Origin of the sequence: Streptomyces lanatus, assembly GCF_014655715.1 — a bacterium.
GTDB lineage: Bacteria > Actinomycetota > Actinomycetes > Streptomycetales > Streptomycetaceae > Streptomyces > Streptomyces lanatus.
Window position 1 is genome coordinate 37,985 of the sequence record NZ_BNBM01000020.1, and the last position, 12,991, is coordinate 50,975.

Annotated in this window: 13 protein-coding genes; 5 read left to right on the plus strand and 8 right to left on the minus strand. The window is 71.4% G+C overall.

Annotation, left to right across the window (positions count from 1 at the left end; translation table 11 throughout):
- Position 1 precedes the first annotated feature (1 nt).
- Complete coding sequence (locus tag IE325_RS37830) at positions 2–1,168, minus strand: STM4014 family protein (protein ID WP_190074693.1); 1,167 nt, start codon at positions 1,166–1,168, stop codon at positions 2–4.
- Positions 1,165–2,124, minus strand: coding sequence for an STM4015 family protein (locus IE325_RS37835; protein ID WP_190074694.1), 960 nt, complete (start codon positions 2,122–2,124; stop codon positions 1,165–1,167). The genes IE325_RS37830 and IE325_RS37835 overlap by 4 nt, the downstream gene beginning before the upstream one ends.
- A gap of 170 nt (positions 2,125–2,294) precedes the next feature.
- Here IE325_RS37835 and IE325_RS37840 point away from each other — a divergent pair, with 170 nt between their 5' ends.
- Together IE325_RS37840 and IE325_RS37845 are read left to right on the plus strand one after the other, a co-directional pair.
- Entirely contained in the window at positions 2,295–2,621 is a 327-nt protein-coding gene (locus IE325_RS37840; RefSeq protein ID WP_190074695.1) for a DUF8820 family protein, read from the plus strand.
- 52 nt (positions 2,622–2,673) lie between these two features.
- Positions 2,674–3,747, plus strand: coding sequence for a DUF6745 domain-containing protein (locus IE325_RS37845; RefSeq protein WP_190074696.1), 1,074 nt, complete (start codon positions 2,674–2,676; stop codon positions 3,745–3,747).
- A 28-nt stretch (positions 3,748–3,775) separates the two neighbouring features.
- On the opposite strand, the gene IE325_RS37850 is transcribed toward IE325_RS37845, so the two are convergent.
- Entirely contained in the window at positions 3,776–5,029 is a 1,254-nt protein-coding gene (locus tag IE325_RS37850) for a low temperature requirement protein A (protein ID WP_190074697.1), read from the minus strand.
- Between the two features lie 154 nt (positions 5,030–5,183).
- Entirely contained in the window at positions 5,184–6,077 is an 894-nt protein-coding gene (locus tag IE325_RS37855) for a helix-turn-helix domain-containing protein (RefSeq protein WP_190074698.1), read from the minus strand.
- A 127-nt stretch (positions 6,078–6,204) separates the two neighbouring features.
- Between IE325_RS37855 and IE325_RS37860 the strand changes: the two genes are divergently transcribed.
- Positions 6,205–7,170, plus strand: coding sequence for an SMP-30/gluconolactonase/LRE family protein (locus IE325_RS37860; RefSeq protein WP_229912305.1), 966 nt, complete (start codon positions 6,205–6,207; stop codon positions 7,168–7,170).
- 145 nt (positions 7,171–7,315) lie between these two features.
- A complete protein-coding gene (locus IE325_RS37865) occupies positions 7,316–7,750 on the plus strand; it encodes a VOC family protein (protein ID WP_190074699.1) in 435 nt (144 codons plus the stop codon).
- A 55-nt stretch (positions 7,751–7,805) separates the two neighbouring features.
- Here IE325_RS37865 and IE325_RS37870 read toward each other — a convergent pair whose 3' ends face one another.
- Positions 7,806–8,726, minus strand: coding sequence for an NADP-dependent oxidoreductase (locus IE325_RS37870; protein ID WP_190074700.1), 921 nt, complete (start codon positions 8,724–8,726; stop codon positions 7,806–7,808).
- A gap of 54 nt (positions 8,727–8,780) precedes the next feature.
- Complete coding sequence (locus IE325_RS37875) at positions 8,781–9,419, minus strand: HD domain-containing protein (RefSeq protein WP_190074701.1); 639 nt, start codon at positions 9,417–9,419, stop codon at positions 8,781–8,783.
- Between the two features lie 135 nt (positions 9,420–9,554).
- Here IE325_RS37875 and IE325_RS37880 point away from each other — a divergent pair, with 135 nt between their 5' ends.
- A complete protein-coding gene (locus tag IE325_RS37880; RefSeq protein WP_190074702.1) occupies positions 9,555–10,529 on the plus strand; it encodes a GlxA family transcriptional regulator in 975 nt (324 codons plus the stop codon).
- 6 nt (positions 10,530–10,535) lie between these two features.
- On the opposite strand, the gene IE325_RS37885 is transcribed toward IE325_RS37880, so the two are convergent.
- Positions 10,536–11,975 (minus strand): GH1 family beta-glucosidase, encoded by a 1,440-nt coding sequence (locus IE325_RS37885; protein ID WP_190074703.1) that lies wholly within the window; start codon positions 11,973–11,975, stop codon positions 10,536–10,538.
- 91 nt (positions 11,976–12,066) lie between these two features.
- Positions 12,067–12,987: a carbohydrate ABC transporter permease gene (locus IE325_RS37890; RefSeq protein ID WP_190074704.1), complete on the minus strand. Its 921-nt coding sequence runs from the start codon at positions 12,985–12,987 to the stop codon at positions 12,067–12,069.
- Positions 12,988–12,991 lie beyond the last annotated feature (4 nt).

Below are 12,991 nucleotides of genomic sequence, written 5' to 3' on the forward strand. Positions count from 1 at the left end.
CTCAGGCATGGGATGTTCCTGTTCTGTACGGGTGGAGCGGGCCGGTCGCGGCTGGCACGCGCAGGGCTGCCGTCACCTGCGCGGCATACGTGTCCAGACCTTCCGCGCCGCTGCCGGGCAGCCCGGTCAGCCGGGGCAGCAGGTCCCCGAAGGCGTTGACCTCGCCGACGAAGGCCCTGCGCCAGCCGATCGCCGGCAGCAGGTCCACGCCGACGCACAGGGTCCGCGGGAAGCAGGACGCGGCCCGCTCGCACACCTCCAGTACGTCGGTCCAGCGGCCGCCCGCCGCGCCGACGGCATGCCGGGCGGTGGCGAGGTCGCCGCGGCTGCCGCCGAGGTGCAGATTGGTCAGCGGCGTACGGCTGGTGCGGACCACGGCGTGGGTGGCGCGGCCGGCCACCACGACCACCCGCAGGTCGGCGGCCCGGCCCTGCTGCGAGGCCTTTGGCACCCAGCGCTCCAGGTGCAGCCCGTCGGGCGCGAGCGCGTCGACGATGGTGGCGATGTCCCGCTCGCTGTCGTAGCGACGCACCCGAAGGGAGTTGTGCAGCGCCCCGCCCGGGGCCAGCTCGACGGATGTCGTCGCCCGGATCCGGCCGCCGCCCGCCTCGACGGCGAGGACTCCTGACGCCGACGACCCGTGCGCGGGCTTGACGAACAGCCGCGGCATACGGTGCTCACGCATCAGCGCCCGTACGTCGTCCCAGCCGCGCACCGGTGCCCCGCCCGGACCCGAGGTGGGCGAGGCGGGCACCGGCACACCGGCCGCGTCGAGCACGCCGTGGCAGGCGCGCTTGTCGAACAGCACGGCGAGATCGTCGGGGTCGTCGAGGCGTACACCGCCGCGCAAAGTCCGCAGCGCGGCGGTGAAGCGGGCGTACCAGCGCGCCGAGCCCTCGACCCGGGTGGGATCCGTCGCGCCCCGCAACAGCCGGTCGACCTCCAGGTTCTCGCCGGGGGAGTCGACCCGCACGATCTCGTCCGGGGCGAAGTCGGCTCCTCCCGCACGCAGGACGTCCCGCCAGGCGACGACGCGCGGGCCGGGCAGGCCGGCCGCGCGCACCGCGTCCGCGAAGAGGGACACCCGCCGGTTCTCCGGATTGCCGACCACGGCGAACCGCGACCCGGCCGGACCGGTCACCGGCGGGACCTCGGAGGATGTGCTCACTCGCCCACCGCGACATAACGCCAGACCGTGCCGTCGTCCTCCGTGTCCTCCTCCGCGTCGTCGCGGTCGAGATCGACCTGGACGCCCGCCGGCACCAGGGTCTGGCGCACCCGCTCCTCGACCGCCTTGCTGAGGTAGTGATGGTGCAGATCGAGCGTCTTCAGATGCGTCAGCGGCTGACCGCTCAGCAGCGCGACGGCACCCTCGTCGGTCAGCACACCCATGGACAGATCCAGCACCTCCAGGCGCTCCACCACAGGAGCGGAGGCCAGGGCCGCGGCGACCGCGTCCTGCATCTCACTGTTCCGCAGCGCCAGATGACGCAGGCGCGGCAGCCGTGCGCCCGACAGGATCGGCTCCAGGTCGGCGGCCTCGCTGTCGCCGCCGTAGTCCGGCGTGCCGAGCCACAGGTCGAGGAACTCCAGGGCGGGCAGGTCGCTCGCGCCGATGCCGCGCACCACCTCGGCGGGCAGACCACCGGTCTCCACGACCAGCGAGCGCAGCGCGCCGTGGCTCACGGCGGTGAACCCCAGCCCCGTCCCGCCCCTCACACCGAACTCCTCCAACGCCGGGAACCCGGCGAGAAGCGGCGACACGTCACTCTGGTTGATCCAGGAGATCTCGCACTCCTCCATCACCATGTCGCCCACGAACAGGGCACGCAGAGCCGGGAAACGGTCCCGGGCGGCCAGCAGAGCCTCGATGACGGGGGAGCAGTCGGAGTCGTAGGCCTCGTCCCAGGCCCCCACTATCAGCGCCCGCACCCGAGTGGTGTCGACGGCGGCGCAGAACCGGGAGAACGCCGCCGGCCACTCCTCCTCGGAGTCGTACACGTCGCTGGTGATCCGCCAGGCGACGGAGTCCGGCTCGGGCAGGTCGGCCGTCGTCGCGTCCGCGCCCGGAAAGTCGTGCGCGGGCAACCCGTGGAACACGTCGAGGTGGTCACCGATGGTCATGCGGGCGCTCCCGAGGAGAAAGAGTGTGCGGTCTGTGATGTCGGCAGTTCTACCAACAGGCACTGACAACAGCGCGCGGCGGGGCCGGATTCGGGGCGTTGTCAGTGGTGCCGCCTACGGTCTTGGTCATGAGGCCGGTGCGCGGTGCACCCGGCGGTGAGGGGACAGCCATGTACCGACAGGGAGACGTGCTGATCGTGCCGGTGACGGAGGAGGCGGTACCGACGCATGTGGCGCACGCCCCCAGGGAGCGGCGCGACGGGCGGGGCCGGCTCGTGCTGGCGCTGGGCGAGGTCACCGGCCACGCCCACGCGATCGTCGGTCCGGGCGAACTGATCCGTGAGCCGGGGCCGTTCGGCCCTCAGCTGCTGCACCTTCCGCAGGGCGGCCGGGTCGTCCACGAGGAACACGCGGCGATCGCGCTCCCCAAGGGCTGGTACCGGGTGATCAGGCAACGGGAGTACGTGCCCGGATCGGTGCGGATCGTGGCGGACTGAACGCCGAAAGCTGGGACGACAACGGATGCAGGACCGAAGAGTGGAGGGGCACATGACGACAACGGACTTCGAATCCGCGACCGGCCTGGAGGGGACCGAGGTGGAGAACAGCGTCTCCGATGAACTCGGGCCGTGGCGTGCCTGGGCCTCGGCGACCGGTCCCGCCGACCGCGCCGCCGCCGAGGACGGCGTACGACGGGCCTACCGGCTGGCGGGACTCGCCGAACCGGAGCGGGTGGTGTGGGTGGGGTCGCCGCGAGCAGCCGTCACCCTGATCCGAGACGAGCTGTCGGACCGCGGCCCGAGCGTACGGGACGCCGTGCGCAATGTTCCCTGGGCCCGGCAAAGACGCTCCCTGCACGCCGAGTTGGGGGTGGCGGGCTGGTCCGCGCACTGGGCGGCGACGGGCGGACGCCTGTGGGACTCCACGCAGGCCCTCGTGGACCGGATCCGCAGCGGCGTCATCGAGCAGATCGCCGGCCGGGACACCGGCAAGGAGGCCGCCGAGATCCGCGTGCTCCTCCTGGACGCCGTGCTCGGACAGCACGACGCGCCGTGGCTCGCCGCGTTCCCCGCCGCCGACGGCCCGCTCGACGCACTGACGACCGTCTGCCGCAACGCCGGTTGGTGGTGGCCCTACGCCCGGGTGGCGGTCCTGTCCGAGCGGCCCGTGGCGCTGCACCGCGACGAGGCCGGACGGCTCGACCACGGCGACGGCCCGGCCCTCGTCTACCCCGACGGTTTCGCCCTGCACGCCTGGCGCGGCATGCCCGTCCCCCCGACGTTCGTCGCCGAGCTGGCCACCCTCACCCCGGAGCGCATCCGCACCGAGGAGAACGCCGAACTACGGCGCGTGATGCTGGAGTACTACGGCTACGACCGCTACCTCACCGACTCGGGCGCCCGCCCCCTCCACCAGGACGAGACAGGCACCCTGTGGCGCATCGACCTGGTCGACGACGAACCGGTGGTGATGGTTGAGGTCCTCAACTCCACCCCCGAACCGGACGGGACACGACGCACCTACTGGCTGCGGGTACCGCCCTCGACTCGGACAGCGAGAGAGGGCGTCGCATGGACCTTCGGGCTGGACGCGGAGGCGTACGCGCCGGCGGCGCAGACATGAGGGGCCGCTGCCTCCCGGCGGCTCGGTGTCAGTCGGCCGACCTCTCGTTGATGAGGGCGCCTTGGCTCAGCCATCGGACGAACGCGAAAACCCAGGTCGCGAAGAGGAGAAGCAACAGGATCAGAGCGAGGAGCCAGGGAGCGGGGCGGGCCCAGCCGACGAGGAGGGCGACGACGGCTGCCACAACGAGTACCGTCTGCACTGACGTGTAGACGGCGGGAAAGCGGTCGTAGTCCGCCAGGGTCGGCAGCAGCACCACGGTCGTGATCAGCATGACCGCCACGGACCCACCCATCAGCCAGCTCACGGCGACCGGCGTCCGGTGATCGGCGGCGTGGTGCACCAGGCCGACCATGCCCGCGCCGGCCGCCGCCACGGCCATCGCCATCGGCAGGTGGGTGAAGATCCACGTCGCCAGGGAGTGGCCGCTCTCGCGGGGCAGGCGCCGGGACACCAAGTCGGCGTAGTTCCACCAGAAACCGAAGCCGACCGCGAGCCCGAGCAGGCCCGTGGTGATGACGAGCGCGCTGCGTTCGGTGTCCGTCAGACCGTTCACGACGCCGATGACGACCTCGCCGAGCACGATGATGGTGAAGAGCCCGAATCGCTCGACCATGGGTTCGGTCACCACGTCGTAACTCGGTCTCCGGCGCCAGGAAATGAGGATGACGCACTCGACGGCGCACCACGCGACGACGAACAGCGCCCAGACGACGAGACGGGCGTCGGCCGACAGCGGTACGGAGGCCGCGATCACGATGATGCCCGCGACCATGACGATCAGATAGCGGCGGGGCGTTCTGCGCAGCTCCGGCAGGTCCTGGCGGTAGACGGAGTACCACTGGTAGCTGAGCAGGGCCAGCAGCAGGGCATAGAGGACGGCCAGGGTGCGGCCATCGTCGCCGTCGGCGTGTCCGACATAGACCGCCATGAGGGACAGCAGCAGCATCTGCACGAAGATCAGCGAGCGGGTGTGGCCGTCCTCGCGGCCGTGCAGTTCGTAGAAGAGGGTGCCGTTCAGCCAGGCGATCCAGATCAGCCCGAAGACCACGGCGAACACTGCCGTGCCGCGCCAGGTGAAGTGCTCCGCGAGGGTGTGGGCCGCCTGGCCGATCAGGACGACGTAGACCAGGTCGTAGAAGAGTTCCAGGAAACTGACACTGCGTCCGGTGTCCACCTCACCGTGACGCCGCGGCGGCCGGAACAGCCACCGGCGGGTACCGGCGCCCAGGGGGACGGCCTCTGCGCTGACGGGACGGGGCTCGGGGGCACTGTCGGACATGCGAGGCTCCTGTATGGCGCGGCCGAACGTGGGGCGAGGTGATGGTGACGGCTGCACTGCCGCGGCGACCGCGGGCACGCCGCAGTATGCCGGACAGCCGCCGATGATTCGGCGGAGCGGAGCAGCGAACTGGGCGGGGGAGACGACGGACTCCTCACCCTCCGGCCAGCAGCGCCTCGCCGAGCGGGGTCAGGGCGTGGAGCACTCGGCTGCCGTCGCGCACCGTCGTGATCAGGCCGGCCGCACGCAGCACAGTGGCGTGCTCGCTGGACGCCAGCACCCCGGCGCGGGTGCGTCCCAGCAGCGCCCCCAGCACGTCGCCCGGAGGGGCCGCGACATCGGTGACCGGCAGGGGACGGACGAGGACCGTCGGCGCCGCCGGGTCGTAGATCAGCATCGCGCTCGACGCGAAGTAGGAGGGCATCAGGTGCAGCCCCCGCCCGCACAGTTCCACGGTGTGAGAGGAGGCGAACGGGACGAGCAGATCGGGAGGAGCCCATCGCCAGCCGGGCTGCAAGGTCGCGAGCAGCGCCTCGACCCCACCGCGCAGCAGGGTCTCCGAGCGCAGCGCGCGGTCGGCGGCAGCCACGTTCAGCACGGCTGGCCAGAGCGGCGCGAGCGACGAACGGTGATAGCGCGTCAGGTCCTCAACGAGCTTGCGCCGGGCCGCTGTCGAGCCCTGCGCCAGCTCCCGTGTCATGGACGTCCCGGGCACCGTCGGCAGCGGGTCCAAGTCGGCGGCCAGCCGGTGCGTCGGGGTCTGCGCCGCGAGTTCGGCCGCCGTGGCGGCGTCCCGGGCCGTCGGCTGGTACAGGAAGTCGGGCAGATAGCCGGTGGGCGGGACCAGCCGGGCCAGGATCCCCGCGCGGGCCGCCAGCCCCGGCTTGACGGCCCGCCGCCAGGCCACGAGTTCACCCCGGTGCGCTGCGAGACCCGAGGCGGGTGCGGCCAGATGGCGGACACTCAGGGCCGTCTCCAGCAGTACGTCTGGTGTGGCGGCCACGGTGACGCGGGCGAGGTCGGCCGGGCCGAACCGTATCCGTAACACGCGGTGCACAGTACCGGAGGGACCGGCATTTCGGCCCTGCCCGAAAGGACCGGCGCGGATGGTCGGCGGACGGCGATTCTCGGTGCGGAACCGGCACCCCGCCGGCCCCACCACCCCTGGAGGCCAGATGTCCGTACCCGCCCGACTCGTCGCGCCCGCCCTGGCGACCGCGACACTGCTGATCTGTGCCGCGGCCATGCCCGCGCAGAGCGCCGGTCGACCGCTGCCCGACCGCTATGTCGTCTCCCGCGCGGAGGGTGTGCTCCCCGAGGGCATAGATGTCCGACCCGACGGGACGATGTACGTGTCCTCCGACGGCACGGGCGCCCTGTACCGGGGCCGGGTGACGGCGCCACGGCTGCGGCCCTTCCGCGCCGACGGCGCCACCGCCCGCGGCAGCTCGCGCGGAATTCACACCGACCGGTCGGGCCGGGTCTTCTCCGTCGGCGGCGGGCGGCTCACCGTACACGCCCCGGATGGACGTCTCCTCGACGCCGAGGACGCGCCGGACGGTCCCCTCGGCGCCGCCGATCTCAACGACCTCGTCGTCACGCCCGACGCCGTCTACGTCACCGACTGGGCGAACCCGGTGGTTCTGCGCGCACCGCTGCACGGGGGCAAAGTCGGTCCGCTGGAGCCGTGGGCCGACGTACGCGGTGCGTTCCCCGGCTTCCCCGCCCAGTACTGGCTGCTCAACGGCATAGTCGCCGATCCGGCCGGACGCACCCTACTCGTCGCCTCCAACGGCACGGAGGCCGTCTGGCGCATCGACACCGCCACCCGCGAGGTGAGCCGCCTCGACCTCGGGGACACCTCGTTCGGCGCGGACGGCATGGTGCTCCACGACCGGACCCTGTACGCCGTGCTCAACTACGGGGCCCTGCACGGCGTCTACATCGCCCGACTGGACGCGCAGCTGCGCGGCGGGACGGTCGTCCACCGCGTCACCGGTGACCGCTTCGACCTGCCCACCACCCTGGCCCGCCACGACTGCCGTCTGTACGTCGTCAACAGCCAGAACGACGAGCCACCGGGCACCCCGCCCTACACCGTGACTGCCCTGGACGACCCGGAGTGCCGGGCGAACGGCTGATCCACGGAGGCGGCGGCCGTGCCCCGCGCGGCCGACGCAGCTCCCTGGAACCCGGCACCCTCCTGGATGTCGAGAATGTGGCCCCGGCTCCGTCCTGGGTGTAGCAGTGGCCACACGGGCCGCGCGATCACGAGGGAGAACGATCATGACGCTTCAGCGGATGGACAACGTCGGCATCGTCGTCGAGGACCTGGACGCCGCCATCGCCTTCTTCACCGAACTCGGCATGGAGCTGGAAGGCAAAGCAGAGATCGAGGGCCGCTGGGCCGACCTCACCGTCGGCCTCGAGGGCATCCGCTGCGTCATCGCGATGATGCGGACCCCGGACGGCCACGGCAGGCTGGAGCTGGCTCAGTACCACGCACCCGCCGCGATCGGCGCCACACCGCCACCGCCCAACACTCTGGGTCTGCATCGCGTGATGTTCGCCGTCGACGACATCGACGACACCATCGCCCGCCTGCGTCCCCATGGCGCCGAACTCCTCGGGGAGGTGGCGCGGTACGAGGACAGCTATCGGCTCTGCTACCTCCGCGGGCCCGCCGGCATCATCGTCGGCCTGGCCGAACAACTCGGCTGACGGCGCCCGTGGCACAGCCACCGCCCGACGAGCGTTGACGCAGCTCGGCTGCCCTTCAGTCCCCGGCGATGCGAATGATCGTGCGGCCCGCGACGCGTTGCCCCGGGGCGAAGGCGGCGGCCGCCTCCGCCAGCGGTCGGACCGCGCCCACCCGAACCCGGAGCCGTCCGTCCCGGACACGTTGGGAGAGGTCGGCGAGGCGGGCGCGGTCGGGTTCGACGACGAAGAACAGAGCCCGCCCCTCGTCCGGGCGGACGGTGGGAGGCTGGGCGATGGTGACGAGGGTGCCTCCGGGGCGTACGAGGGCGGCCGAGCGGTCGAGGATGTCGCCGCCGATCACGTCGAACACGACGTCGACCTGGCCGGCGTCCTCCCAGCGGTCCGCCCCCAGGTCGAGGAAGGCATGCGCACCCAGGTCCAGGACGGTGTCCCGGTCGGCGGAGCGGCCCGTGCCGACCACGCGGGCCCCCGCCTCGTGAGCGAGCTGGACGGCGATCGAGCCGACGCCGCCGGCCGCGCCGTGGATCAGGACGGTCTGGCCGGTGGTGAGACGGGCGTGGTCGAACAGGCCCTGCCAGGCGGTCAGCCCGGAGATCGGCAGTGCGGCCGCCACCGTGTGGTCGATGTCGGCGGGGAGCGGGGCGAGGTTGCGGGCTTCCACGGCGACGTACTCGGCGAGGGAGCCGTTACGGGCCCAGTCCGTCGGTCCGAAGACCCGCTGGCCGACTGTGAGGCCGGTCGTGCCGTACCCCAGTTCCGTCACCACCCCGGAGACCTCGTGGCCGGGCACGCTCGGGGTACGGTCGCGGCCGGCCCGGTCGGACCAGGTGCCGGGCCAGTCGAGCTCGCCCCGGGTGACGCCCGCTGCGTGCACCCGAACGATGACGTCGTTCTCGGCGGCGTGCGGATGGGGAAGCTCCTCAGGAGTCAGCCCCGCGATCCCCGCCTCACGATCCCGGACAGTGATGGCTTGCACGAGCATTCCCTTCTTGATCATTGAGGGGGTGAAAAGTGCCCACCACCGCACTGATCACCGCGGCCATGGAGCCTCGATGATCCGTTCCACCATGGAGGTACGGCGGAAACCGGGAACGAAGTGTTCCAGGACGTCCGCGTTGAGGGTCCCGTAGGTCGTGTCGGGGCGGTCCTTGAGACCGTCGACGAATGCCTGGAGGAATTCCCTTTTGAAATCGCCGCGTGGATGGGCGGCGACGATCTCGTCCAACCGGTCGCCTTCCAGCCGGTCCAGCCCCCAGCCGACCGCGTCGGTCAGCACGCCGTAGTTCGTGGCGGCGATCTCGGGCTCCATCCGGCCGGGAATCCCCGGCGTCGTGTGCAGGGCGATCGCCCTCCAGACCACGTCGGCGGCGCTCTCGGAGAACCTGCGGTCGAGCAGGAACTTCCGCGCGTGGTCGGCACCGTCCAGCTCGAAACGCTGCTGCGTTTCGGAGAACGGGATCAAAAGGCCCGCGTCATGGAACATCGCCGAGATGTAGAGCAACTCGGGATCGGGCCGGAGATTCATTTCGTCCGCGTGCAGGGAACCGAAGAGAAATACCCGCCTGGAGTGATGGAAGATCAGAGGGTTCGTCCGCTCCCGGACAAAGTCGGTGGCCTCCGCGACGGCCGGGGTCTCGGGGATTTCCACCCCTGCGATGATGTCGGTCATGATCTCCGTGCTTTCCGGTGCGATGCGCTACGAGTGGGCCGTGTGCCCTTTCTCCACGGTGCCGCCGACACGGTCCCCGGCGCCGCCTCGGTACGGCCATGAACCACTCAGATCCGGTCACCCCAGGACGGGCCTGTGAGCGCCCGCGCGCATCGGGTGGCGATGCTCGTCTACGACGGCGTCAAACTGCTGGACGTCGCCGGCCCGGCCGAGGTGTTCGGTGAGGCGAATCTGCTCGGCGCCGACTACCGGATCTCCCTGGTGTCGGCGACGGGCGCCGATGTCACCTCCTCCATCGGCATGCGTATCGCCGTCGACGGCAGCGCGGCCGAGGAGCCGGACCCCGACACGTTCCTGATGCCGGGCGGCGCCGTCTATCCCAGAACCCCGATCACACGGGACCTGGCCGAAGCCGCCGGGGACCTGGCAGCCCGCGCCGGGCGGGTCGCGTCCGTGTGCTCCGGCGCCTTCGTCCTCGGCGCCACGGGCCTGCTGGACGGTAAACGGGCGACCACGCACTGGAAGATCGCGGGCGAACTCGCTGCCCGGCACCCGAAGACGCGCGTCGAGCCCGACGCCATCTACGTCCGCGACGGCTCGACGTACACGTCGGCGGGTGTCACCGCGGGCATCGACCTCGCGCTCGCCCTCGTGGAGGAGGACCACGGTCCCGACGTCAGCCGGGAAGTGGCCCGCTCCCTGGTGGTCTACCTGCACCGGGCGGGCGGCCAGTCACAGTTCTCCGCGCCCCTCCAGGGCCCGCCGCCCCGATCGCCCGCCCTGCGCAGGGTCGTCGACCTGGTGACGGCGGACCCCGCCGGCAACCACTCCCTCGCCGAACTCGCCGGGCGGCTCAACCTCAGTACGCGTCACCTCACCAGGCTGTTCCGGGAGGAGCTGGGCACCACCCCGGCCCGGTACGTCGAGTCGATCCGCTTCGACATCGCGAAGTCACTCCTCGACCAGGGGCACACCGCGACGCGGGCGGCGTCCCTGGCCGGCTTTCCGAGCTACGAGAGCCTGCGCCGCGTCTTCGCACGGGAGCTGTCCATCAGTCCCGCCGCCTACCAGCGCCGGTTCGCCACCGCTCACCGCGAACCGGCCGAGTAGGCGGTCCTATTCGGGACGCAGAACCCCGGTGCGGGCCACCTCGGAGTACCAGCGGGCGCTGGCCTTCGGGATGCGGGTGCCGGTCGGGTAGTCCACGTAGACCGTCCCGAAGCGCTTACTGTAGCCGTGCGCCCACTCGAAGTTGTCCAGCAGCGACCACAGGAAGTAGCCGCGCACGTCCGAGCCGTCCGCGATGGCCTGGTGGACCGCCGCGAGGTGGCCGCGCAGGTAGGCGATGCGACCGGGGTCGTTCACCATGCCGTCGGGGCCGGCGTAGTCGTCGAACGCCGCGCCGTTCTCCGTGATGACCAGCGGCAGGCGCGGGAAGTCGGACGACAGTCGGCGCAGCAGGTCGTACAGACCGCTGGGGTCGACGGCCCAGCCCATGGCGGTGGTGTCGCCGGGCGGTTGATGGAAGGCGACCTTCTCCGCCCCGGGCCACGGGCTGTGCGTGCTGTTGCCGTGTCCGTCCGAGTTGTGGCTGCCCGTGCCGCCGGCCTCCGAGACGAGGGTGGGCGTGTAGTAGTTGACGCCGAGGAAGTCCAGCGGCTGATTGATCTGCCGCAGGTCGCCGTCGCGGACGAAACTCCAGTCGGTCAGGCCGGCGGTGTCCTTGAGCAGGTCCTCCGGGTACTCACCCTGCAACATCGGACCGGTGAAGACCCGGTTGGCGAGCGCGTCGATCCGCCGGACCGCGTCGGCGTCGGCCGGGTCGTCGGTCAGGGGTCGGACGTGGTGGATGTTGAGGGTGACCGAGCACTGGCCACCGGTGGGAAGCCGGTCGCGCAGCGCCTCGACCGCCATGCCGTGAGCCAGGTTGAGGTGATGGGCGGCGCGCAGCGCGGCCACCGGGTCCGTGCGGCCGGGGGCGTGCACGCCAGAGCCGTAGCCCAGGAAGGCGCTGCACCAGGGCTCGTTGAGGGTGGTCCACGTCGTCACCCGGTCGCCGAGGGCGTCGGCGGCCAGGGCCGCGTACTCGGCGAACCGCTCGGCCGTGACCCGCTCGGGCCAGCCGCCGCCGTCCTCCAGCTCCTGCGGCAGATCCCAGTGATACAGCGTGGCGACCGGCTTGATGCCCTTCGCCAGCAGCTCGTCGACCAGACGCCGGTAGAAGTCCAGGCCCTTCTGGACGGCGGGGCCGCGGCCGGTGGGCTGGATCCGGGGCCAGGCCAGGGAGAACCGGTAGGCGCCGAGGCCGAGGTCGGCCATCAGCGCGACGTCCTCACGCCAGCGGTGGTAGTGGTCGGTGGCGATGTCGCCGGTGTCGCCGTTGCGGACCCGGCCCGGCGTCCTGGCGTACGTGTCCCAGATCGACGGCGTACGGCCGTCCTCGGCGGCAGCGCCCTCGATCTGGTACGAGGCGGTCGCGGAGCCCCAGAGGAAGTCATGGGGGAAGATGCGGGCGCCGTCCATGGCGGACTCGCTCTGCTGTGCAGCGGTGACCACGTAAGTCCTTTCAAGAATGGTGCCGTTCGCGAACGTGCGAAGGGCACGGTCGTACGGGCCCGGCGCTGGTCGCCCGGGCGGATGTGCGAGGTCAGCCCTTGACGGCGCCGGCCATGATGCCGCTGACGATCTGACGGCCGAAGACGATGAACATCGCCAGCAGCGGGAGCGTGCCGAGCAGCGCGCCCGCCATGATCAGCGACTGGTCGCGGACGTAACCGGCGCTGAGCTGGGTGAGGGCGACGGGCACGGTCGGGTTGGTCATGTCGAGGACCACGAACGGCCAGAAGAAGTCGTTCCAGGCGTGCACGAACGTGATCATGAACAGCACCGCCATCGCGGGCCGCGCCACCGGGAGCACGATGCTCCAGAAGATGCGCAGCGAGTGCGCCCCGTCGACGCGCCCGGCCTCGACGAGTTCGTCCGGCAGTGCCTCCGAGAGGTACTGCCGCATGAAGAACACGCCGACCGCGCTGACCAGCGTGGGGAAGATGACGGCGGGCAGCTGCTGCGCCAGGCCGAGTTCGGACATCATCATGAACAGCGGTACGACGCCGAGCTGCGGCGGCACCATCATCGTGCCGATCACCAGCATGAGCAGGATGTTGCGGCCCTTGAACCGCAGCTTGGCGAAGGCGAAGCCCGCGAGGGTCGCGAACATCACCGTGGACAGCGCGATCACCCCGGCCACGATCGTGCTGTTGATCATGGCCTTGCCCATGGCCGCCTCGTCCCACGCGCGGGCGAGGTTGCTGAACAGGTTCGGGCCGGGCAGGAACGGCGGCGGACTCTGGCTGACACGGGTGTTGTCCGTGGACGCCGCGACCATCGTCCAGTACAGCGGGAAGATCGACAGGATCGCCATGACGGCGAGCAGCACGTAGGCGAGCGGCCCGGCGTGGTGCTGGCGGCCGGCACCCGGGCGCAGCAGCCGCCGGCTGCGGCGGGGAGGGGTTTCGGTATCCGTCCGGACCGGGATCTCGGTGCGGACCGGGAGGCTGTTGACGGTCATGAGG

Bases quoted from the DNA above. Each gene is read 5' to 3' on its own strand.
- IE325_RS37835 (WP_190074694.1), bottom strand. From the start codon at position 2,124: ATGACCATCGGTGACCACCTCGACGTGTTCCACGGGTTGCCCGCGCAC.
- IE325_RS37840 (WP_190074695.1), top strand. From the start codon at position 2,295: ATGTACCGACAGGGAGACGTGCTGATCGTGCCGGTGACGGAGGAGGCG.
- IE325_RS37845 (WP_190074696.1), top strand. From the start codon at position 2,674: ATGACGACAACGGACTTCGAATCCGCGACCGGCCTGGAGGGGACCGAG.
- IE325_RS37850 (WP_190074697.1), bottom strand. From the start codon at position 5,029: ATGTCCGACAGTGCCCCCGAGCCCCGTCCCGTCAGCGCAGAGGCCGTC.
- IE325_RS37860 (WP_229912305.1), top strand. From the start codon at position 6,205: ATGTCCGTACCCGCCCGACTCGTCGCGCCCGCCCTGGCGACCGCGACA.
- IE325_RS37865 (WP_190074699.1), top strand. From the start codon at position 7,316: ATGACGCTTCAGCGGATGGACAACGTCGGCATCGTCGTCGAGGACCTG.
- IE325_RS37875 (WP_190074701.1), bottom strand. From the start codon at position 9,419: ATGACCGACATCATCGCAGGGGTGGAAATCCCCGAGACCCCGGCCGTC.
- IE325_RS37890 (WP_190074704.1), bottom strand. From the start codon at position 12,987: ATGACCGTCAACAGCCTCCCGGTCCGCACCGAGATCCCGGTCCGGACG.